The 20,182-nt window shown below is 67.7% G+C and carries 16 protein-coding genes; 9 read left to right on the forward strand and 7 right to left on the reverse strand.

Annotated elements, in window-relative coordinates:
* The first annotated feature begins 23 nt into the window (after positions 1-23).
* A complete protein-coding gene (locus AC1DIN_RS23820) occupies positions 24-1,268 on the forward strand; it encodes a histidine kinase (protein WP_476811552.1) in 1,245 nt (414 codons plus the stop codon).
* 194 nt (positions 1,269-1,462) lie between these two features.
* Here the strand turns inward: AC1DIN_RS23820 and AC1DIN_RS23825 are convergent, their stop codons facing one another.
* Positions 1,463-2,410: a polyprenyl synthetase family protein gene (locus AC1DIN_RS23825; protein ID WP_476811553.1), complete on the reverse strand. Its 948-nt coding sequence runs from the start codon at positions 2,408-2,410 to the stop codon at positions 1,463-1,465.
* Between the two features lie 126 nt (positions 2,411-2,536).
* On the opposite strand from AC1DIN_RS23825, the gene mtgA reads away from it, so the two are divergent.
* The 4 genes from mtgA (at position 2,537) to AC1DIN_RS23845 (ending at position 8,343) form a co-directional block, all read left to right on the forward strand.
* Complete coding sequence (gene mtgA, locus AC1DIN_RS23830; RefSeq protein ID WP_476811554.1) at positions 2,537-3,205, forward strand: monofunctional biosynthetic peptidoglycan transglycosylase; 669 nt, start codon at positions 2,537-2,539, stop codon at positions 3,203-3,205.
* Between the two features lie 150 nt (positions 3,206-3,355).
* Positions 3,356-3,541 (forward strand): 50S ribosomal protein L32, encoded by a 186-nt coding sequence (rpmF, locus tag AC1DIN_RS23835; RefSeq protein WP_054143317.1) that lies wholly within the window; start codon positions 3,356-3,358, stop codon positions 3,539-3,541.
* A 468-nt stretch (positions 3,542-4,009) separates the two neighbouring features.
* On the forward strand, positions 4,010-5,701 hold the full coding sequence (locus AC1DIN_RS23840; RefSeq protein ID WP_476811555.1) for an EAL domain-containing protein: 1,692 nt from the start codon (positions 4,010-4,012) through the stop codon (positions 5,699-5,701).
* An 839-nt stretch (positions 5,702-6,540) separates the two neighbouring features.
* Positions 6,541-8,343, forward strand: a complete 1,803-nt coding sequence (locus tag AC1DIN_RS23845; protein WP_476811556.1) for a mechanosensitive ion channel family protein — start codon at positions 6,541-6,543, stop codon at positions 8,341-8,343.
* Between the two features lie 140 nt (positions 8,344-8,483).
* On the opposite strand, the gene phaR is transcribed toward AC1DIN_RS23845, so the two are convergent.
* On the reverse strand, positions 8,484-9,083 hold the full coding sequence (gene phaR / locus AC1DIN_RS23850; RefSeq protein WP_441472643.1) for a polyhydroxyalkanoate synthesis repressor PhaR: 600 nt from the start codon (positions 9,081-9,083) through the stop codon (positions 8,484-8,486).
* A 305-nt stretch (positions 9,084-9,388) separates the two neighbouring features.
* Here phaR and AC1DIN_RS23855 point away from each other — a divergent pair, with 305 nt between their 5' ends.
* The 3 genes from AC1DIN_RS23855 to phbB are packed head-to-tail and all read left to right on the forward strand — an operon-like array spanning position 9,389 to position 11,567.
* Positions 9,389-10,567, forward strand: coding sequence for an acetyl-CoA C-acetyltransferase (locus AC1DIN_RS23855; RefSeq protein WP_476811557.1), 1,179 nt, complete (start codon positions 9,389-9,391; stop codon positions 10,565-10,567).
* A gap of 15 nt (positions 10,568-10,582) precedes the next feature.
* A complete protein-coding gene (locus AC1DIN_RS23860) occupies positions 10,583-10,798 on the forward strand; it encodes a DUF1737 domain-containing protein (protein WP_441472641.1) in 216 nt (71 codons plus the stop codon).
* Positions 10,799-10,841: 43 nt separating this feature from the next.
* Positions 10,842-11,567, forward strand: coding sequence for an acetoacetyl-CoA reductase (gene phbB, locus AC1DIN_RS23865; RefSeq protein ID WP_476767143.1), 726 nt, complete (start codon positions 10,842-10,844; stop codon positions 11,565-11,567).
* 47 nt (positions 11,568-11,614) lie between these two features.
* Here the strand turns inward: phbB and AC1DIN_RS23870 are convergent, their stop codons facing one another.
* Together AC1DIN_RS23870 and AC1DIN_RS23875 are read right to left on the reverse strand one after the other, a co-directional pair.
* Positions 11,615-12,853 (reverse strand): MFS transporter, encoded by a 1,239-nt coding sequence (locus AC1DIN_RS23870; protein WP_476811558.1) that lies wholly within the window; start codon positions 12,851-12,853, stop codon positions 11,615-11,617.
* Positions 12,854-12,988: 135 nt separating this feature from the next.
* Positions 12,989-14,191 (reverse strand): MFS transporter, encoded by a 1,203-nt coding sequence (locus AC1DIN_RS23875; protein ID WP_441472677.1) that lies wholly within the window; start codon positions 14,189-14,191, stop codon positions 12,989-12,991.
* A gap of 242 nt (positions 14,192-14,433) precedes the next feature.
* Between AC1DIN_RS23875 and yddG the strand changes: the two genes are divergently transcribed.
* Entirely contained in the window at positions 14,434-15,291 is an 858-nt protein-coding gene (gene yddG, locus AC1DIN_RS23880) for an aromatic amino acid exporter YddG (protein WP_476811559.1), read from the forward strand.
* A 104-nt stretch (positions 15,292-15,395) separates the two neighbouring features.
* On the opposite strand, the gene AC1DIN_RS23885 is transcribed toward yddG, so the two are convergent.
* The 3 genes from AC1DIN_RS23885 to lptM form a co-directional block, all read right to left on the reverse strand.
* A complete protein-coding gene (locus AC1DIN_RS23885) occupies positions 15,396-18,137 on the reverse strand; it encodes a TIGR02302 family protein (RefSeq protein WP_476811560.1) in 2,742 nt (913 codons plus the stop codon).
* A gap of 217 nt (positions 18,138-18,354) precedes the next feature.
* Entirely contained in the window at positions 18,355-19,638 is a 1,284-nt protein-coding gene (gene lysA, locus AC1DIN_RS23890) for a diaminopimelate decarboxylase (protein WP_476811561.1), read from the reverse strand.
* Between the two features lie 147 nt (positions 19,639-19,785).
* Positions 19,786-20,049 (reverse strand): LPS translocon maturation chaperone LptM, encoded by a 264-nt coding sequence (gene lptM, locus AC1DIN_RS23895; RefSeq protein WP_441472636.1) that lies wholly within the window; start codon positions 20,047-20,049, stop codon positions 19,786-19,788.
* Between the last annotated feature and the right edge of the window lie 133 nt (positions 20,050-20,182).

Consider the following 20,182-nt stretch of genomic DNA (forward strand, 5'->3'; position numbering starts at 1 on the left):
GTCATCAGCGACAAGTGAGGCCAATGGCCGATTTCTACCCGATCCTGGCGCGTGCCGTCGCCGGGCTGCCCGACAACTCTGCCGAGACGCGCCGCTCCATCTACGACCGGGCGCGGACGGCCCTCGTCGCACAGCTGCGTGGTCTCGACCCGCCGCTGAGCGAGGCCGAGATCATGCGCGAGCGCCTGGCGCTCGACGAGGCGGTCGCGCGGATCGAGGCGGATTACGAGGTGGCACCGGCCGAGCAGCCGGTCACCGAAGGTCCGGTGATTCGCCCCATCGAGGCTCCCCCCCAGCCGCCGCGCCCGCCCGAGCCCAAGAAGCAGCCGGCATTCGCGCCGCTTCCCGCGGCCACTGGCGAGGACGAAGGCGAGCCGCTGCCCGAGCCGGCCGAGCCGCAGGTCGCCCGCCCACGCGTTCAGCCGCCGCGCGAATCGCGGGTGAAGCCCGGCCATATCCGCTCCGCTGTCGTCGGCGGCGTCGTCGCGATCGCGGTCGCAGCGATCGCGGCCACCGCGATCTATGTCCACAAGCTGAAGCCGCAGGACGCGGCCCGCCCGAACGGCGAGGCAGCGTCCCAGCAGGCACAACCGGCGCAGCCCGAGGGCAACGGCAAGATCGCCGACCGCGTCGGCGAGCCCGGCGCTCCGGCCCAGGGCCGGACCGGCGGCAATACCGCGAGCAATTCGCCGGGCGTCCCGGTGCCGCAGCCGGGCGGCGAGATCGCCGTCGCCCAGCGCGCCATCCTCTACACCGAGTCTCCCGAGAACCCGCAGCAGCCGCGCGCCGTCACCGGCCGCGTCTTCTGGCGCCTCGACAGCGAGAGCGCCGGCCAGGGCCGCCCGGTCGAGACGATCGTGCGCGCGACCGTCGAGATTCCCGATGCCGGGCTCAATCTTGACTTCACCATCCGCCGCAACACGGATTCCGCCTTCCCCGCCTCGCACATCATCGGGCTGCGCTTCACCGCGAGCGGCGACCCCGCGACGCAGGCGATCAAGGAAATCGGCGTGCCGCAGTTCAAGACCGAGGAAGGCGAGCGCGGCGCGCCGCTCTCGGCCATCAACTCGGCACTGGGCGACAACCTCTTCGTCGCCGCGCTGTCGAACGTGCCCGTCGAGGTCGAGCGCAACATCGACCTGATCCTGAACCGCAGCTGGATCGATATCCCCGTGCTGTTCACCTCCGGCCGGCGCGGCATCATCACCTTCGAGAAGGGCGTCTCCGGCAGCCAGACCCTCGCCGACGCCTTCGGCCGCTGGCGGTAGGCGAAGCACGAACCGCCGTCGGTCTCAGGGCAAGCCGGAGATCTGTCTCTGGGATCGGTGACTAGGACGCTTCCGTCATGGTCGGGCTTGTCCCGACCACGCATGCCTTCCTGAATCGAGCGCGGTGTTAGAGACGTGGATGCTCGCCATAAGGGCAAGCATCCCGGCGCTTTCTTCAGATTGCTGGGAGACGTTCAACTCTTCCGCTGCGCCGCGAATTGCGCGGCCGCGCGGAGCACATCCGCCTCCGGGCCAAAACCCGCCAGCGCGGCCACTGCCGCCTCGCTCAGCCGGTCGCGCTCGCGCTTGGCGCCGTCGAGGCCGAGCGCGCCGATCAGCGTCGCCTTGCCCTTGTCCTCGTCCTTCGCCGTCGCCTTGCCCATCTGGCCGGCGTCGGATTCGACATCGAGGATGTCGTCGGCGACCTGAAAAGTCGCGCCGAGCGCCCGGCCATATCGACCGAGCGCGGCGAGCGCCTCGGCATCGGCGCCGCCCAGCCGCGCACCGATCTCGACGCTTGCCGCCAGCAAGGCGCCGGTCTTCATCGCCTGGAGCTGGCGGATTGCCGCCTCCGAAAGCGAGCCACGCTGCGCCTCGAAACGCCCCTCGGCTGCGAGGTCGAGCATCTGGCCGCCGACCATGCCGCCGAGCCCGGAGGCACGCGCCAGCGTGCTCACCAGCGCGGCTCGCACGGCGCCGTCGGGATGGGTCGCCGCGTCGGCGAGAACCTCGAAGGCCAGCGTCAGCAGCGCGTCCCCTGCGAGGATCGCGGTCGCTTCGTCGAAGGCCTTGTGCACAGTCGGGCGGCCGCGGCGCAGATCGTCGTCGTCCATCGCCGGCAGGTCGTCATGGACCAGCGAATAGCAGTGCAGCAGCTCGACGGCCGCGCCCGCCCGCAATCCGTGCTCCGGCGCGGCGCCAAGGAGCCGTGCCGTCTCGACCGTCAGGAACGGCCGCAGCCGCTTGCCGCCGCCGAGCGCGCCGTGACGCATCGCCGCAACGAGGCGCTGCGGCCGGGCGATCTCGCCTTGGGCCGGCTCGGACGCGAGCAGCGCCGCGAGCAGCGTCTCGATGGCCTCGGCATTCTGCGCGAGGCGCCGGTCGAGATCGCCATGGCTGGCCGGAGTGGTGACGGAACTCATGCGCGGATCTCGCGTTCGCTGCCGGGACGGGGGCCTTGCCGGACGATGGCGGCATCGTCAAGCTGCGCCGCCATGACGCAGGACATCACGGATCGGCCAATCGACCGACGAGGAGGGCGAAGCAACGTGCTGGGCAGGTTCATCGGCCTCTGTGTCAGGCTCGCCTGCTGGCTGCTTCTCATCCTCGCCGTGACAATCCTGCTTTACCGGGTCGTGCCCGTGCCTTCGACGCTGATGCTCGCCCGCTGGCTGACGCTGCGCCCTGTCGAGCGTGAATGGGTGCCGCTGGCGCAGATCTCGCCCAATCTGATCCGCGCCGTCATCGCCGCTGAGGACCAGCGCTTCTGCAGCCATCGCGGCGTCGACTGGATTGAGCTCAACGCGGTGCTGGAGGACGAGGACGGCCCCAGCCGCGGCGCCTCGACGCTGACCATGCAGACCGCCAAGAACGTCTTCCTCTGGCCCGGCCGCTCCTATATCCGCAAGGGGCTGGAGATTCCGCTGGCGCTGGCGATCGACTTCGCCTGGGGCAAGCAGCGCGTGATCGAGGTCTATCTCAACGTCGCCGAGTGGGGCCACGGCCTGTTCGGCGCCGAGGCCGCCGCTCAGCACTATTTCGGCAAGTCCGCCGCGCGACTCAGTCCAGCCGAAGCTGCGCGGCTTGCGGCAGCGCTGCCGAATCCTTTGCTGCGCGATCCGGGGCGGCCGAACCGTGGACTGCAATCTGCCGCCGCGCGCACCCAGCGCCGGCTCGGGCAGCTCGGATCGCTCGGAGATTGCGCGCTTCCCGACTGATCTCGCCGTCATTCCGAAGAAATCCGGATTCCGCTCTAGCCATCGCCGCCACGACGGTGTATGGGCAACGCCTCACGAGATTGATCCGTCGCCGTGGCGGAGGCGTGGCCTTATGGCCTGCGTTCGAACGGCGGCACGATGGAGAGTACAATGGCCGTTCCGAAGAGAAAGACGTCGCCGTCGAAGCGTGGCATGCGCCGGTCGGCCGACGCGCTGAAGCAGCCCACCTATATCGAGGACAAGAACTCGGGCGAGCTGCGCCGTCCGCACCATGTCGACCTGAAGAGCGGCATGTATCGCGGCCGTCAGGTCCTCAAGGTCAAGACCGAAGCCTGAGCGGGATGCGGCAGCGATGCCGCTCCAGCGACGATAAATGTGAACCGGCCGCGAGGCCGGTTTTTCTTTGCGCGCTTTCCGTCAGGCCCGGGGGCGCGAGCGAGGCCGCGGCAGCCGGCCCCTCGGCAGAAGTTGCGCCGCCGCCCGGTAGCACCCCGCAGCCGATTGCGGCGTCGTGATCCCCTTCCGCGCGAAAGGGCCGATCTCGGCCCGGGCCGCCGCCGCCTGCAGCAGCAGCAGCGCAGATGCCTCGACGGGAGCGGCATCCCGCCCCGGCCAAACTCCTGCCTCCACCATGTCTCACTCCGGCACAAACTCGATGTGACGGCGTGCAGGCTGCAATCCGGTGGCCAGCCTTAACGGCGCGTTAATCAAAATTGCCGCATCGTTTCGAGGCACTTCCCACCATCCGGACGGGCGACGAAGCACCAGAACGGCGCTGCGTGGCCATCCCTCTGAGGCCGAGCGATGCCCACCCCTTCGATCTTCAGCTTCCAGAACGGCGGCCCGGTCGACCCCCGCAGCATCCTCTCCTCGATCGGCGAAGTGGTTTACGGCTGGGATGTCCAGAGCGACATGCTCACCTGGGGCCCGAATGTCGGCGAGGTGCTGGGCCCGCTCCCGGCACAGACCCTGGCGCGCGGCCTCGCCTTCGCCGGGCTCGTCGAACCCGGCAGCGGTCCGAGCCGCTACGATGCGATCTTCGGCTCGAGCGAGCGCGACCAGGGCGACGGCGTGATCTATCGGACCCGCTATGCCGTCGACCTCGCCGGCCGCAAGATGTGGGCCGAGGACACCGGCCGCTGGTTCGCCGGGACCGACGGCCGCCCGGCGMGCGCGCACGGCATCCTCAGGCTCGAGCGCGCCGCACGGGCAGACGAGCTTGAACGCCTCGGCAACGAACTCTGCGACCGCCCCGCCCTGCTGGAGCGCATCGACGCGGCGCTCAAGGAGCATCCGCCGGCCGAACGCCCCGTCGTGATCCTGGTGGCGGCGATCGACGAGCTCGCGCGCCTCAATGACGATTTCGGCCATGAGGCGACCGACGAGATCATCAGCACCGTGCATGAGCGGCTGCGCTCGGTCACGCGCCGTCGGGACCATCTCGTCCGCTATGCCGGCAACAGCTTCGCCATCCTGCTCGTGGGCTGCCCGCAGGACCAGATCGAATCGGCCGCGCGGCGCTTCATCAAGATCGTTGCCCAATCGGCGATCGAGACCGCGCGCGGCATTGCGCTCGTGCGTCTGCGCGTCGGCGCCGCCAGCGCGCCGGAGCTGGGAACCCATGCTGGCTCGCTGCTGACCGCAGCCGAGGGCGCTCTGGCCGCGGCCCGCGCCGGCGCCATCGACACCGCCGTCACCGCCAAGCCGCGCCCCCGCCGCGAAGCCGCATCCGATCAGGTCGGTTTCGACGTGCAGGCCATCGCGGCCTTGAACGAGAGGCGCGTGCAGCTCGCCCTGCAGCCTGTGGTCAGGGCCGGCTCGCGCGAGCCGGCCTTCCACGAGGCGCTGCTGCGGGTCGGTCAGGGCGAGACCGGGCTCTACTTCTCCTCGGCCGAGCTGATCCCCATGCTGGAGCGGCGCGGCCTCGTGCGGCTCTTCGACCATCGCGTGCTCGAGCTCGCCATGGAAATGCTGCGCGACGACCCCGCTCTCGTGCTGTCGGTCAACGTCTCTCCCCGCTCGCTGACCGATCCGGAATGGTTCGATGCCTTCGTGGCCCGCACGGCCGCCGCCAGCAGCGAGACCTCACGCCTGATCGTCGAGGTCACAGAAACCGCGACGATCGAGAACCCCATGCGGGTCGCGAAGCTGCTCGGGGGCATAAAGGCGCAAGGCGCGCGTATCGCGATCGACGATTTCGGCGCCGGCCACACCTCGCTGCGCCATCTGCGCGCCTTCCCGATCGACATCCTGAAGATCGACGGGGCCTTCACCCAGAATCTGCGCCGTTCGACCGACGACCGCTTCTATGTCCGCACGCTCATCGATCTCGCCGGCCATCTCGGCGTCGAGACGGTGGCGGAGTGGGTCGACGACGAGATGCAGGCCGCCATGCTGCGCGACTGGGGCGTCACCTATCTGCAGGGACATCTCGTCGGCCGCGCCGAGCTGCATGTGCCGGTTCAGCAGGCGCGCCGGAAGATCGCGGCGGGCTAAGGCGGCCGCCGGTTCGAGCACGCCTCCGGCGCGTCGCCGCTCGATGACCGCTTGCGACCCGATCTGCGCCGTCGGAATGTCCGCTTCTGCTAACTGAAGCGGCGCGGCTGCCTGGGCGCCTGTGGACACTTGGACGTTCGCCCTTGCAGCCGCCACGTCGGGGGCGGCGCCGGTCACCTGATCCACGGACAATTCCAGAAGAAACGCATTCAGCCGAGCCGCGTTTCAGATGCAGGAGCCTGCGCCAGCAGGTGTGTCGTTGCCGCTTTTCACAAAGCCGACCGCCGGGGATTCGTAACCGGTGGGGTTCGAGAAAAGCCGGTCGCGATTGTCGCGAAATGGCAAGACGGGCAGTCGCCTACGCTGGCAATGGTCGCAGAAGTTCGCCCACTGGTCGGAGACCGATCGCCGGGTGAAGAGACGGCTTTCTCGATCGCTCCGCCTCTCGGATTTTTGCTCAGGCTGTCGGGGCACGCGCCTTCGGGGGGGGGGGGCGCTGTGGGCGGGAAATTCTAAGGGGCAGCAGTGCGCTATCTCGTTGTTGGATTGGTTTCGGCATCATTGCACCTGCTTGCCCGGGCCTCCGGTCATCCGCTGCCCGCCGCGCCGCCGGCTCCCGCCCTCGCGTCCGAACCGAGCGCCTCGGTCGCCGGCGATGTCTGAGTGCAGCGAAGACCGAGAAAGCAGGCCCAGTCCCGGGTTACGCCGCCGAGGCCGCAGCTTCATCCGGGCAGAAACGGGCGCCCCTCCGGTGCATAGCGTCCAAAGCATTCTCCTTGCTGAACAACCGTTGAGCGCGGACAGACCAATGTCGTCCACTTCTACCCGAGACTGAGATCATGGCTGCCGATTCAAGGACTGACGAGCTCGAGGTTGCAACCGCGATGCTCCACCGTTTCTCCATGCTGATCGAGAACGGCCTGACGGCAAGACTGTCAGGCTGGTTCTCTTCTGGTGGCGCATGGCACGATTTCATCCAAGGACTCAAAGCCGCTGGTTATAGTCCCGCATTGCTGGCTCTCGGCATTACAGCGATTTGCCTGGTTGCCACTGTTGCAACGGCAGCGCTTGCCAACTCGATCATCAGTAGATTCAAGGCCAGGCCGCTTCTGTCTGCGGCCGCCTGGTTCGCGGCCGCCCTGCTGGTGATACTCACGTCCTGGGTCCTGCTGCTGAGTCTCATCAGCGATCCAGTGCTCCGCCGCGCCTTGCTGAACTGCGTCGTGATCTCGGCCCTGGCGACGATGATATGCTTGCCGTTGACCACTGGTCGCAGGTCGATCTTCTGGCGCTGGCGGCGCGATCTTGCGGTCGCGATCGGCATCGCGGCTGGCGGCTTGGTGGTCTTGGCCTGTCTGCGCATATGGAATGCGGCCGATCCGCTACGCGACCTCTTCGCGACCTTCGCCGTGTCTTTGCCGTTCACCGTTCTGGTCGCAGCGGCGTATCTTCGTCATCGCCGACTGGTGACGAGGGCCCTGTCCTTCGGCGGCAAGGCAGGATCCCTCCGCCGGAAGCTGGCCGCAATCTGGCCCTGGCTCGTGGTGGCGGTTGTCATACTCGCCTTCGTCTTCATCCAACTGGACTTGACGATCGGACGGCCGACGCGGGGCGGACTGCTGCTGCTTTCGCTTCTGCTCGTTCTCGCCGGGCCTCATCTCGACGTGGCCATCGAAAGACGAAGCTGGCAGGCGGTTCGATCGCAGGGAGGCGAACTGACAGGCGCGCTGTGGCGCACTTTCCGCATTGTGGTCGCCTCGTCGATTCTCGCGGTACTGGCGATCCTCTGGCTCCTGCCCATTCTGGATGTCGTCGGCATTTCGCGGGGCACTGTCTTGCTGAAGGCCGCCGAGATTCTCATGCTCGTGCTGGTCATTGCCTTCTGCTGGAACTGGGTGGCCATCATGGCCGCCCGCATCAGACCCCGTGCTCCGGGCGATCCGCAGGTCGCCACCGCGGTGGTCGGTACGCGGCTAACCACCGTCGGCCCGCTGCTCGTGGGTCTCACCAAGGCCGCGCTTCTGACGCTGGGGGCTCTGACCGTCTTGGTCATGCTGGGCGTCAATGTCTGGCCGCTGATCACCGGCCTTTCGATCTTCGGCCTGGCGATTGGCCTCGGCTCCCAGACACTGGTCAAGGATGTGGTGGCCGGTCTGTTCTTCCTCGTCGATGATGCCTTCCGCCACGGCGAATACATCGAGACCTCCGGAGCCAAGGGCACCGTCGAGCGAATCTCGTTGCGATCCGTCTCCTTGAGGCACCCGCGCGGTCCGGTTGCGACAATCCCCTTTGGGCAGATCGGGAAGATTCAGAACTTCAGCCGCGAATGGGTCATAGAGAAGATGCTGTTCCGGGTTGCTTTGGACACCGATGTCGAAGCCGTGCGAAAGCTGTTCAAGAAGATCGGGCAGGAGGTCGCGGCGGATCCGGAACTCAACGCCGATCTCCTTGAGCCGTTCAAGAGCCAGGGCATTGCCGCGCTCGAGGAAGGCACGCTGGTAATCCGCGGCAAGTACAAGGCCCGGGCCGGACGTCAATTCCAGATCCGCAAGGCGATCCTTTCCAAGGTCCGGATCACGCTGGCGGAGAACGATATCAAACTGGTGCCCAAGCCGCTTCACGTGCCGCAGATGGGTGGCTGACGTTCGGCTATCTCAAAGCGTCGAGCGGGTAGCAAATGTCCGCTCCCGACCCAACCGAGACACTCGCCGCATTCCCCACAACCCAATAAAAAGCCGCGCCCTCTCCAGCGAGGGCGCGGCTCAAAATCGTCAGGATCGGCTCAGCGCGTGCGGGACAGCTTGTCGAGGCGCTCGCGCATCTCATTGAGCTCGCGCTTGAGATCGGTGATCTCGTTCCCCCCGGGCTGGGCCGCCGGCTTGGCGCCTTCGGCCTCCTGGCGGGCCTGGGCCGCGGCGGTGAACGGGTTGAACAGCCGGAACGCCTCGGTGAAAATCTGCATGTTCGCGCGCGTCTGCGCCTGGATGGCGTCGAGCGCATTGCCGCCGAAGGCCGTGCCGCCGAAGGCCTTCGCCATCTGCTCGCGGTACTTGTTCTGCTCCTGGGTGAAATTCTCCATCGAGAATTCGAGGTAGCGCGGCACCAGCGCCTGCATGCTGTCGCCGTAGAAGCGGATGAGCTGCCGCAGGAAAGCGATCGGCAGCAGGTTCTGCCCGTCCTTGGCTTCCTCGTCGAAGATGATCTGCGCCAGCACCGATCGCGTAATGTCCTCCCCGGATTTGGCGTCGTAGACGGCGAAATCCTCGCCCGCACGCACCAGACCGGCAAGATCCTCCAAGGTGACGTAGGAGCTGGTACCCGTGTGGTAAAGACGCCGGTTGGCGTATTTCTTGATTACGGTCGGTTCTTTTTCGCTAGCCATCGGTCCTACTTGACGTTGTTCCGCGGCCACGGTTGATTCCGGCGTGCTCGGCGGAGCGGTCTCCCTGACTCGACGATAGCCTGTCGGTGCTGCACCGCAAGCTCTTTGAGCGCCCGCCGCAAAAATCTGTCGGAAGTGAGGCGCCGGCCGCCGCTTTCTCCCTTGCCCACACCGCGGCACGTCGGCCCTCTGTTTCGGATTCGCCCTTCGCCCGTCTTGACGGCGTCGCAGCAGGCTTCGAAGGTGGTGGGGAATGGTGCACCGGCGAGAGCGGTGCAGCAGCAACAACAAGTGAGGACCCTCTCATGGCAGATTCGGATATCGTGATCGTCGGCGCGGCCCGTACCGCCGTCGGCGCTTTCAACGGCGCTTTCGCCAACACGCCCGCCCATGAGCTCGGCGCCGCCGCGATCAAGGAGGCGCTGAGGCGCGCCAAGGTCGAGGGCGGCGAGGTCGACGAGGTCGTGCTGGGCCAGGTGCTCGCCGCCGGCCAGGGCCAGAACCCGGCGCGGCAGGCCGCGATGGCCGCCGGCATCCCGCAGGAAAAGACCGCCTGGGGCCTCAACCAGCTCTGCGGCTCGGGCCTGCGTACCGTCGCCATCGGCCTCCAGCAGATCGCCAACGGTGACGCGGACATCATCGTCGCGGGCGGCATGGAATCGATGTCGCTTGCCCCGCACGCCTCCCACCTGCGCAACGGCACCAAGATGGGCGACACCAAGTTCGTCGACACCATGATCAAGGACGGGCTCTGGGACGCCTTCCACGGCTACCACATGGGCACGACCGCCGAGAACGTCGCGACCAAGTACCAGATCAGCCGCGAGGAGCAGGACCGCTTCGCCGTCGGCTCGCAGAACAAGGCCGAGGCCGCGCAGAAGGCCGGCAGGTTCAAGGACGAGATCGTCCCGTTCACCATCTCGACGCGCAAGGGCGACATCATCGTGGACAGCGACGAGTATCCGCGCCACGGCGCCACGCTCGAGGCCATGGCCAAGCTGAAGCCCGCCTTCTCCAAGGACGGCACGGTGACCGCCGGCAACGCCTCCGGCATCAATGACGGCGCCGCCGCGCTCGTCATCATGACCGCCAAGGAAGCGGCCCGCCGCGGCCTCACCCCGCTTGCGCGCATCGCCTCCTGGGCGACCGCCGGCGTCGACCCGGCGATCATGGGCACCGGCCCGATCCCCTCGACGCGCAAGGCTCTGGAGAAGGCCGGCTGGAAGGTCGGCGACCTCGATCTCGTCGAGGCCAACGAGGCCTTCGCGGCGCAGGCCCTGGCGGTCAACAAGGACCTCGGCTGGAACCCGGACATCGTCAATGTCAATGGCGGCGCCATCGCGATCGGTCATCCGATCGGCGCCTCCGGCGCGCGCGTGCTGGTGACGCTGCTGCACGAGATGGCCAAGCGCGACGCCAAGAAGGGCCTCGCCACGCTCTGCATCGGCGGCGGCATGGGCGTCGCCATGGCCGTGGAGCGCTGAGGAAAGCGCCCGGCGATGGCGAAGCGCACGACGCTCTATCGCTATCTCACCGGCCCCGATGACGCCTCGTTCTGTCATCGGGTCAGCGAGGCGCTGAGCCTCGGCTGGTCGCTTTACGGCCAGCCTGCCCTGACCTTCGACGCGGTCCAGGGCCGTGTCGTCTGTGGTCAGGCCATCATCAAGGACGTGGACGTGCCCTACGCGCCCACGCTGAAACTGTCCGAACAATGACGGCAGCAAGCCGCGCAGGGTTTCACAAAGAGGGAGAATGGCTATGACGAAAGTAGCGCTGGTTACGGGGGGCTCGCGCGGCATCGGCGCTGCGATCTCGAAAGGCCTGAAGGCGGCCGGCTACCATGTGGCGGCGAGCTATGCCGGCAATGATGAGGCGGCGACCAAGTTCACCGCCGAGACCGGCATCAAGACCTATAAGTGGGACGTCTCGGACTATGATTCCTGCGTCGCCGGCATCGCCAAGGTCGAGGCCGAGCTCGGCCCGGTCGACGTGCTCGTCAACAATGCCGGCATTACGCGCGACGGCATGTTCCACAAGATGACCAAGGATCAGTGGGACGCCGTCATCAACACCAACCTCAACTCGCTCTTCAACATGACCCGCCCGGTCTGGGAGGGCATGCGCGCCCGCAAGTTCGGCCGCGTCATCTGCATCTCGTCGATCAACGGCCAGAAGGGCCAGATGGGCCAGGTCAACTATTCCGCCGCCAAGGCCGGCGACATCGGCTTCGTCAAGGCGCTGGCGCAGGAGGGCGCACGGGCCGGCATCACGGTGAACGCGATCTGCCCTGGCTACATCGCGACCGAGATGGTCAAGGCGATCGACCCGGCCGTGATCGAGAAGTCGATCCTGCCGCATATCCCGGTCGGGCGCCTCGGCGAGCCCGAGGAGATCGCGCGGGCGGTCGTGTTCCTGGCCAGCGACGATGCCGGCTTCATCACCGGCTCCACCATCTCGGCCAATGGCGGCCAGTACATGGCCTGAAGCTTGCGCCGCCGTCCCGCAACGGACGGCGGGCTGCCTTCCTCTGCTCAGGCCATGGCCGGGCGGGGCGTTCCGTCGATCTCGGTCGCCTCCGGCTCCTGCGCGATCGGCGGATTGAGCGGGTCGATGACCTCGAAGGGCCGCCCGACCTTGTCAGGCGCCTCCCGCATGCGGATGCGCAGGCCTGCGATCGCCGCCAGCAACAATGCGCACGCTGCCATGAAATAGAGCAGCCCGTTGATATCGAAGCGCGCCATGATGCCGGCCCCGACCAGCGGCCCGAGCGCCGAGCCGAAGCCGCTGACCAGGATCAGCCGCCCGCTCACCGCCACCACGCGGTCGGCCGGCATCCGGTCCAGCGCATGGGCGACGCAGACCGGATAGAGCGTCGACATGAAGCCGCCGAGCAGCGCCGCGACCGGAAGCACCGTGACGAGGGAGCGCGGCATCGCCAGCAGCAGCACGACGGCCCCTGCGTAGCCGACGGCAAGCCCCGCCAGCACGAGGCGGCGGTCGTGGCGATCAGAAAGCCGGCCGACCGGCACCTGCAGCGCCAGCCCGCCGAGTACCGCGACCAGCATGAACAGCGCGATGGTCTGCTGCGGGATGCCGTTGCTCAGCATCCAGGCCGGCACCAGCGCATAGAACGAGCTGGTGATGATGCCGCTGACGATGCAGCCGATGACGGAAATCGGCGCCTGCCGTGAGAGCTCGCCATAGCGCAGCGTCGCTTCCGGGGCGAGGCCCGGCGCCTCCGCCCGCATGGTGCTGACCATGACCAGCGCCAGCGCGAAGAGGGCGATGACGACCTGGAACGCCCCGGCAGAGTCGATCGAGAGGCCGACGATGGCGAGCTGGCCGATGGCCAGCGCCAGGAAGGTGCCGACCATATAGGTCGAGAAGACCCGCCCGCGCTGGTCCGGCAGAGCCTTCGCGTTGAGCCAGCTTTCCGTGGTCACGAAGAGCCCGACGCAGCCAAGGCCGATCACCATACGGCTGGCCGTCCAGACCAGCACCGAGGTCCAGAGCGGCATCAGTGCGGTCGCGACGACCACGATCCCGGCGAAGGCCGCATAGGCGCGGATATGGCCGACACGCTGGATCACCCCGCCGCTGGTCACGGCGCCGATGGTGAAGCCGACGAAATAGGCGCTGAGCACGATGCCGGTCGCGGTCGCGCCGAAATCCTCGAGCGTCACGCGCAGCGACAGGAAGGTGTTGAAGAAGCCGTTCGCGAGCTGCACCAGGCTCGTCGCGGCGATCAGTGTTCCGATCTGAAGCAGCATCGGCCAACCTCTCCGCAGCGGCCGTCGCATCGGCCGGACAGCCGTCAGCGCTAGCGAGGGAATGTGGGCTCAATGCGTCAAGGCCGCCGACGACTGCCGACGGCCTTGCGGAAAGCAGGGTGGCGCGGAGACCGCTCAGGCGTGGCGCTTGCCCTTGGGCAGCAGGAAGGTCAGCAGGCCCACGGCGGGCAGCCAGGCGCAGATCTTGAAGACCTGGATGATGCCGATCTGGTCGGCGAGTGCGCCGATCCCGGCCGCAGCGATGCCGCCGAGCCCGAACGACAGGCCGTAGAACAGCCCGCCGACGAGGCCGACGCGGTGCGGCACGAGGTCGATCGCGTAGATCAGGATCGCCGAGAAGGCGCTCGCCATGACGAAGCTGATGATGACGCTGAGCACGCCGGTCCAGAACAGGTCGGCATAGGGCAGCACCAGCGCGAAGGGCAGCGAGCCCAGGATCGACAGCCAGATCACCCGGTCGCGGCCGATGCGGTCGCCGATCATGCCGCCGAGGATGACGCCCGCCGCGCCGACGACGAGATAGAGGAACAGCATGATCTGCGAGACCTGCAGCGTGATGCCGAAGCGCTCGATCAGGTAGAAGGTGTAGTAGGAGGTGAAGGCGGCAGTATAGCCGTTCTTCGAGATCAGCAGCAGAACAAGGACGGCCATCGCCAGCAGCACGCGGCCATGCGGCAGGCCGTGATCCGCAATCTCCTCGGCATGCACCGGGGACGACTTCTGCTCGCGCCGCATCGCCGAATAGCGCGAGCCGAGCCAGCCCATCACCAGCATCGCCACCAGCACGACGCCCGAGAACCAGGACAGGCTCTCCTGCCCCCGCGGCACCACGATCATCGCCGCCAGCAGCGGGCCGATAGCGTAGCCGATATGGCCGCCAACCTGGAAGACGCCCTGCGCCAGCCCCTGCCGGCCGGCGGCCGCGTGGCGCGCCATGCGGGTCGCCTCGGGATGGAATACGGCCGAGCCCAGGCCGATCATCGCCGCGCCGATCAGCACGACGCCGTAGCTGTGAGCGAAGGAGAGCAGCAGCAGCCCCGATAGCGTCGCGCACATGCCGGCGACCATCGCATAGGGCCAGGGCCTGCGGTCGGTGACATAGCCGAGCAGCGGCTGCAGCAGCGAGGACGTGACCTGGAAGGCGAGCGTGATCAGGCCGATCTGCACGAAATCGAGCTGATAGGCGTCCTTGATCAGCGGGTAGAGCGCCGGGATCATCGACTGGACGAGGTCGTTCAGCAGATGTGCGACGCTCAGCGCGGCCAGAACCGGCATCAACGGACGACGGGCGACGGATTGCAGCGGGATCGAGGTCATTTTCGAGCCATGATCCTCCTTGCCGGCGCGGTCAACGCCCCGGCACGGCGCCGGAAGCATGGCGCCCATGGCGCCCGAGCTGTGCTGCGGCGCAGCATCCACCCGAAACTCCGAAACATCGACAGCAAGGGGAGCGTTCCCGGCGTTATCCGGCGCTTACTTCACCGCGCCCGGCACCCACCCATCGGCAAGCCCGGCAAAACCTGCTATCGCCGCAGAATTCCGACGCCCGCAGAGCCTCCATGACCTCCCGCACCGCCACCCTCATCGGCTTCTGCGCGATCCTGCTGTGGTCGACGCTTGCGCTCTTCACCGCGATGTCGGGGCGCGTTCCGCCCTTCCAGCTCGTGGCGATGACCTTCGCCATCGGCGGCGTGCTGATCCTCGCGATCACGGCGCTGCGCGGCGGCCTCTCGCGCATCAGGCCGACGCCGGCCTCCTTCGCGCTCGGCCTCTACGGCCCGTTCGGCGACACCGCGCTCTACTATGCGGCAGTGAAGAGCGCCCCGCCGGCCGAGGCGAACCTGATCCACTATCTCTGGCCACTCCTGATCGTGCTCTTCGCGGCGCTGCTGCCGGGCGGCGGCCTCAAGCCTCGCCACCTGATCGGCGCGCTGATTGGCCTCGTCGCAACCGGGCTTCTGGTCTCCCGCGGGCTCGGAACCGGCGGCGGGATCGCGCTCGGCCATGTGCTGGCGGCACTCGGCGCCTTCGTCTGGGCGAGCTATTCGGTGGCCTCGCGCCGCTTCGCCGACGTGCCCTCGGAGAGTCTGTGCGTCACCATGCTGGGCTGCGCCGTGCCCGCGCTGGCACTCCATTTCATGCTGGAGACCACGCTCTGGTCGCTGACGGCGGTGGAATGGGCCGGCGTGCTCGGCCTCGGGCTGGGCTCGATCGGGCTCGCCTTCGTCGTCTGGGATATCGGCATGAAGCAGGGCGACGTCGCGCTGCTCGGCGTCGCCTCCTATGCCGCGCCGGTACTCTCGACACTGATCCTCGTGCTCTTCGGTTATGCCCCCGCGAGCTGGCTGCTCGGGGCCTCCTGCGCCCTCATCGTCGTCGGCGCGCTGGTGGCGAGCGGCGGCGGCCGGAAGGCCTAGAGCGAGAGCGTCTTCTCGGGCTTGACCCGAGAATCTGATGACGAGAAGGCACCGGTTTCCGAGATGCTCGGGTCAAGCCCGAGCATGACGGCTGCAAAAATCGCTCAATTCCGCCTGAGCAGCCGCTCCAGATAATCCAGCTCCTCGGCCGGGCGCAGCGGATCGCCGAGGCGCTTGCGCAGCTCTTCGAGAATGCGCCGTGCACGCTGGGTCGCGCTCTCATCGGCACCGGGAACCTTGACCCGGCCATCGGCCCAGTCGAGCTGGCGCTGCGGCCGGCCGAGCGGGTCCTCGCTGCCGCGCTGCTGCGCCGAGGGCCGGCCGGCAGGGCGCCCGTCAGGCTCGCCATAGGCGTTGCCCTCGCCTTCGCCCTCGCCGGGCTGGCCCTGCATCTGCTGGGCGAGGTTCTGGCCGCCCCGGCGCAGCGCATCGAGGGCACGGCCCTGCGCATCGAGCGCGCCTTCACCCTGGCCCTGGCCGAGCTGCTGCTCCGCATCGCGCATCGCATCCTCGGCCTCGCCGAGCTCGCCATTCTGCGGCGCGCCCATGCCGCGCATCCGTCGCTGCAGATCCTGCAGCCGCTCGCGCAGGGCCTGCTGGCGCTGGGAGAGGCCCTGACCCTGGCCGTTCTGGCCTTGCATACCCTCGCCGCCTTCACCATCCTCCCCCTGCTCGCCCGGCTGCTGACCGGGCTGCTGGCCGCGCTGGCCCCGTTGTCCCTGCTGGCCTTGTTGCCCTTGCTGGCCCCGCTGACCGGGCCGCGCCTGCTGCTGGCCCGGGCGCTGGCCGCGCTGGGTCTGGCCCTGACCCTGCCGGCGCTGCTCGTTCTGATAGGTTTCGTCGCGCAGGTTCTGCTGGTCGCGCGTCATCCGGTCGAGATCGCCGAGCGCCTGGTTCATCTGGTTCTGGCGCGGATCGCGCTGGCCAGGGCGCGCCATCTGCAGATTGTTGAGCATCTGGTTGAGCTGCTCCATCAGGCGCTGCGCCTCGGCCATGTCGCCGCGCTTCGACAATTCCTCGATACGGTCGAGCATGTTCTGCAGGTCGCGCGGCGTCACCGTGCGGAAGTTCTCCGGGAGCTGCGCCTGGTTCTGATCGCCGTTCTGTTGCTGCTGGCGCATCATCTGTTCGGCGAGCTGGCGCATGAAATTATCCATGGCCCGGCGCATCTCGTCGGTGAGCTTCTTGATCTCCTCCTCGGAAGCGCCACGCTCCAGCGCCTGCTGCAGATTCTCCTGCGCCTGCCGGAGCGCCCGCTCGGCATCGGACATGTCGCCGTCCTCGAGCTGCAGCGCCATCGCCCACATCAGCTCGGAAACCTCGCGCAATTCATCGTCGCTGCCGGACCGGCGCAGCCGCTCGCTCAGCATGCGCATGCCGAGATAGACGCCGGTCTCCTTCATGAAGAGATCGGGCTCGATCATCAGCGCGTCCATGGCGAGCTGCACCTTGGAGCGGTCATCGACATTCATGACAAGCTTGCGCCGCTGCTCGACCAGCGCCTTGGCGAGCGGCTTGGTGAAGGTGCGCTGCGGCAGCACGACCTCGATCGGCTCGGTCCGCCCCTCCTGGCCGGCCTCGTCCTTGGCGATCAGCACCATGCGGACCTTCGCGCCGGCCCAGGGATGGGCCGAGAAATCGACCGTGCTCTTCATCTCCTCCTCAGCCGCGGAGGGAGGCGGCACGGCGAGGTTCTGCTTCGGCGGCTCGACCAGCGAGCGCCCGCCCACCGCAGGATCGGGGCGCGAGACCGTCGCCTCGATCGAGGCGATGCCATAGTCGTCCCTCGCCTTGTAGGTGATGCCGAGCCCGCCCGACTGAGCCCCCGTCACCGGCTTCGGCGGGTCGGTGAAGGCGATGGTCGGCGGCTGGTCGGCGATGGCGGTGATATGGAGCGTCGCGCCGGGCGCGCCGCTGCCGGTGAGCTTCAACGTGCCGTTGCCGGCAAGCGTGAAGCGCTTCTCCAGCACCGCCTGCTGCGAGCCCGCGGGCTTCGCCGGGGTCGCATCCTTCGCCTGCGAATCCTTGGGCTGCGAATCCTTGCCCTCCCCCTCCTTCGCCTCCGGCTTGAGGAGTTCGAGCCGCCCGGTCGTGGCAACGTCCATATTGGTCTTGCCGGCGATGCGCACGACGATGACCGACTTCTCGGGGGCGCTGAGATTGGGACTGGCGAGCTTGTTGAAATCGATCAGGATCGGCGGCAGGCGGGTATAGGCCGGCGGGTCGATCCAGGCATCGATGCGCGTCGAGGGCGCACTCCCGGGCGGGCCCTTCCAGTCGAAGGCGGCGGAGAGGCGCTGCGTCGCCTCGGGTCCGGCGACGAAGAAGGCCGTGATGGCGGCGAGCAGCGGCACGGCGCGCAGCGCCAACTTGTCGTGCCCGGCCATTCGCGGCTGCGGCGGCGCGACCTTGAGGGCGGCGACCTGCCGGCTCTGCCGCTCGACATGCAGCTTCCACAGGGCCTGCGACACGGGGTCGGCCGAGCCGACGGCGAGGTTGTCTTCCAGCGCCGAGGCCGGGCGATGCCCGCCGGCGAAGGAGCGGTCGAGCCGGGCGAGCGCATCGCGATGTGTCGGCAGGACGAGCCGCGCGACATGCCAGAAGCTGCCGATCAGCGCGCCCGCGAAGATCAGCACGCCGGCGATCCGCCCGTACCAGGGCAGATGCGTCCACAACCCGAACCAGGATACGGCGAGGAAGGCGAGAAGGATCCCGAGCGTCAGCCACAGCCGTGGCCACAGCCGCTCCCAGCCAAGCGAAACCCGCGAGGCGAGTGCGAGACGGCGAAGCCGCTGCCGGATGCCGTCGATCGTATCGGGCGCCTTGCGGCGCTCTGCCTCGCTCATGCCATCGCTCCGGGCGGCCCCCATTCCTGTCCGAACTTGCCTGTCCTTGTCAGGCTAACACGGGAATGTGGCATTGCCAGTGCCCGAACTGGCCTTTGCACCACGCTCGACGTTTCGTGAACGGAGCGCGTGCCGTCATGCCCGGGCTCGACCCGGGCATTGCTTCGACAGGATTCTCGGGTCTGCGCTTCGCTTCGCCCGAGAATGGCCCGGTGGATCAGCCGAACCAGCCCGGCAGCCGGTCCGTGCCGATCAGGTCCTCATAGCTCTGGCGCGGCCGCGTCACGGCATAGTCGTCACCCTTGACCATGACCTCGGCAACCAGCAGGCGCTGATTGTAGGTCGAGGACATCGAAGCGCCGTAGGCACCGGCCGTCATGAAGGCCATGAGATCGTTCGGCCGCAGCTGCGGCAGCACCCGGCCGGCAGTGAAGGTGTCGCCCGATTCGCAGATCGGCCCGACGACGTCATAGGCAACCTCGGGCCCGCCGATCACCGGCTCCGTCACCGGCCAGATCTCGTGATAGGCCTCGTACATCGCCGGCCTGACGAGGTCGTTCATCGCCGCATCGACGACGAGGAACTGCTTGGTCGGCCGCGGATTGAGATGCAGCACCCGCGTCAGCAGCACGCCGGCATTGCCGACGATGAGGCGGCCCGGCTCGAAGCCGAGCTCGACATCGAGCCCCTTCGTCACCTTGCCGACCATCTCGGCATAGGCATCGATCAGCCCCGGCCCGTAGTCGAAGGTCTTCGGGATATCATAGGGAATACCGAGCCCGCCGCCGAGGTCGAGCCGGTCGACGCGGTGCCCCTCGCCCTTCAGCGAGCCGACCAACGCGACCATCTTGGAATAGGCCGCCTCGAAGGCGTCGATCTCGCGGATCTGGCTGCCTATATGGACCGCGAGGCCCATGATCCGCACACCCGGCATGTTCGCCGCCCGCGCATAGAGCCGGCCGACCTCCTCGAAGGAGACGCCGAACTTGTTCTCGGAGGAACCGGTCGTGATCTTGGCGTGGCCGCCGGCGCCGATATCGGGATTGACCCGGAACACCGCCTCCTGCCGCTTGCCGAGCGAGGCCGCGACCTTGGACAGCAGGTCGAGCTCACTCTCGCTCTCGATATTGATCTGGTAGAGCCCAGCCTCGACCGCGAAACGCAGCTCCTGCTCGCTCTTGCCGACGCCCGAGAACACGATCTTCTCCGGCGCGATGCCGGCGGCCAGCGCCTTGCGCACCTCGCCCTCGGAGACCGTGTCGATACCGGCACCGAGCGCGCCCAGCGTCTTCAGCACGCCGAGATTGCCGTTCGCCTTCATGGCGTAGAAGACATGGGTCTTGCCGGCGGTCTTCTTCATCGCCGCGGCGAAGAGCTTGTAGTGCCGCTCGATCGTCGCGGTGGAATAGACATAGACCGGCGTGCCGACCTCGTCTGCGATGCGCTTGAGATCGACGCCCTCGGCATGAAGCGAGCCGTCGCGGTAGGCGAAATGATGCATGGGGTTAAAGCTCGCAAATGATAAACGCGTGGACCCCGCCGTCATTCTCGGGCGAAGCGAAGCGTAGACCCGAGAATCTCTTTCAGGAGATGCTCGGGTCAAGCCCGAGCATGACGCGCGAAACCGGCGCGGCAGCAACAATGATGGTCACATCAGCGGATCGAGGATGAACGGCTTGTTCGGAATGACGACCGCCTTGTTGGCCTTGACCGGCTTTGCCAGCACCGAGGCCGAACCATAGGAGGAGACGTCGCTTTCCTGGGCGCCGATCTGGTCGTCGGGCAGATCGATCGCGCCCGTCGCATTCGGCGGCGCCTCGAGCGGCCCCTTTCGCCCGCAGGCGGCAAGTGCAACGGCCAGCAGGCCGACGACCAGCAGGGCGCGGCCGAATTTCAGGCGGGAATCAAGCACGAAAGCGAACCCTCGGAACGAAGCGTGGCGGGACAGTAGCGGAGGATGCGGCGGAGCGCGAGGCTTCCGGAAGCGTCATTCTCGGGCAAGCGCAGCGCCGACCCGAGAATCTCGTGCAAGAGATGCTCGGGTC

It is taken from the genome of Allobosea sp. 05T438 (assembly GCF_056396025.1).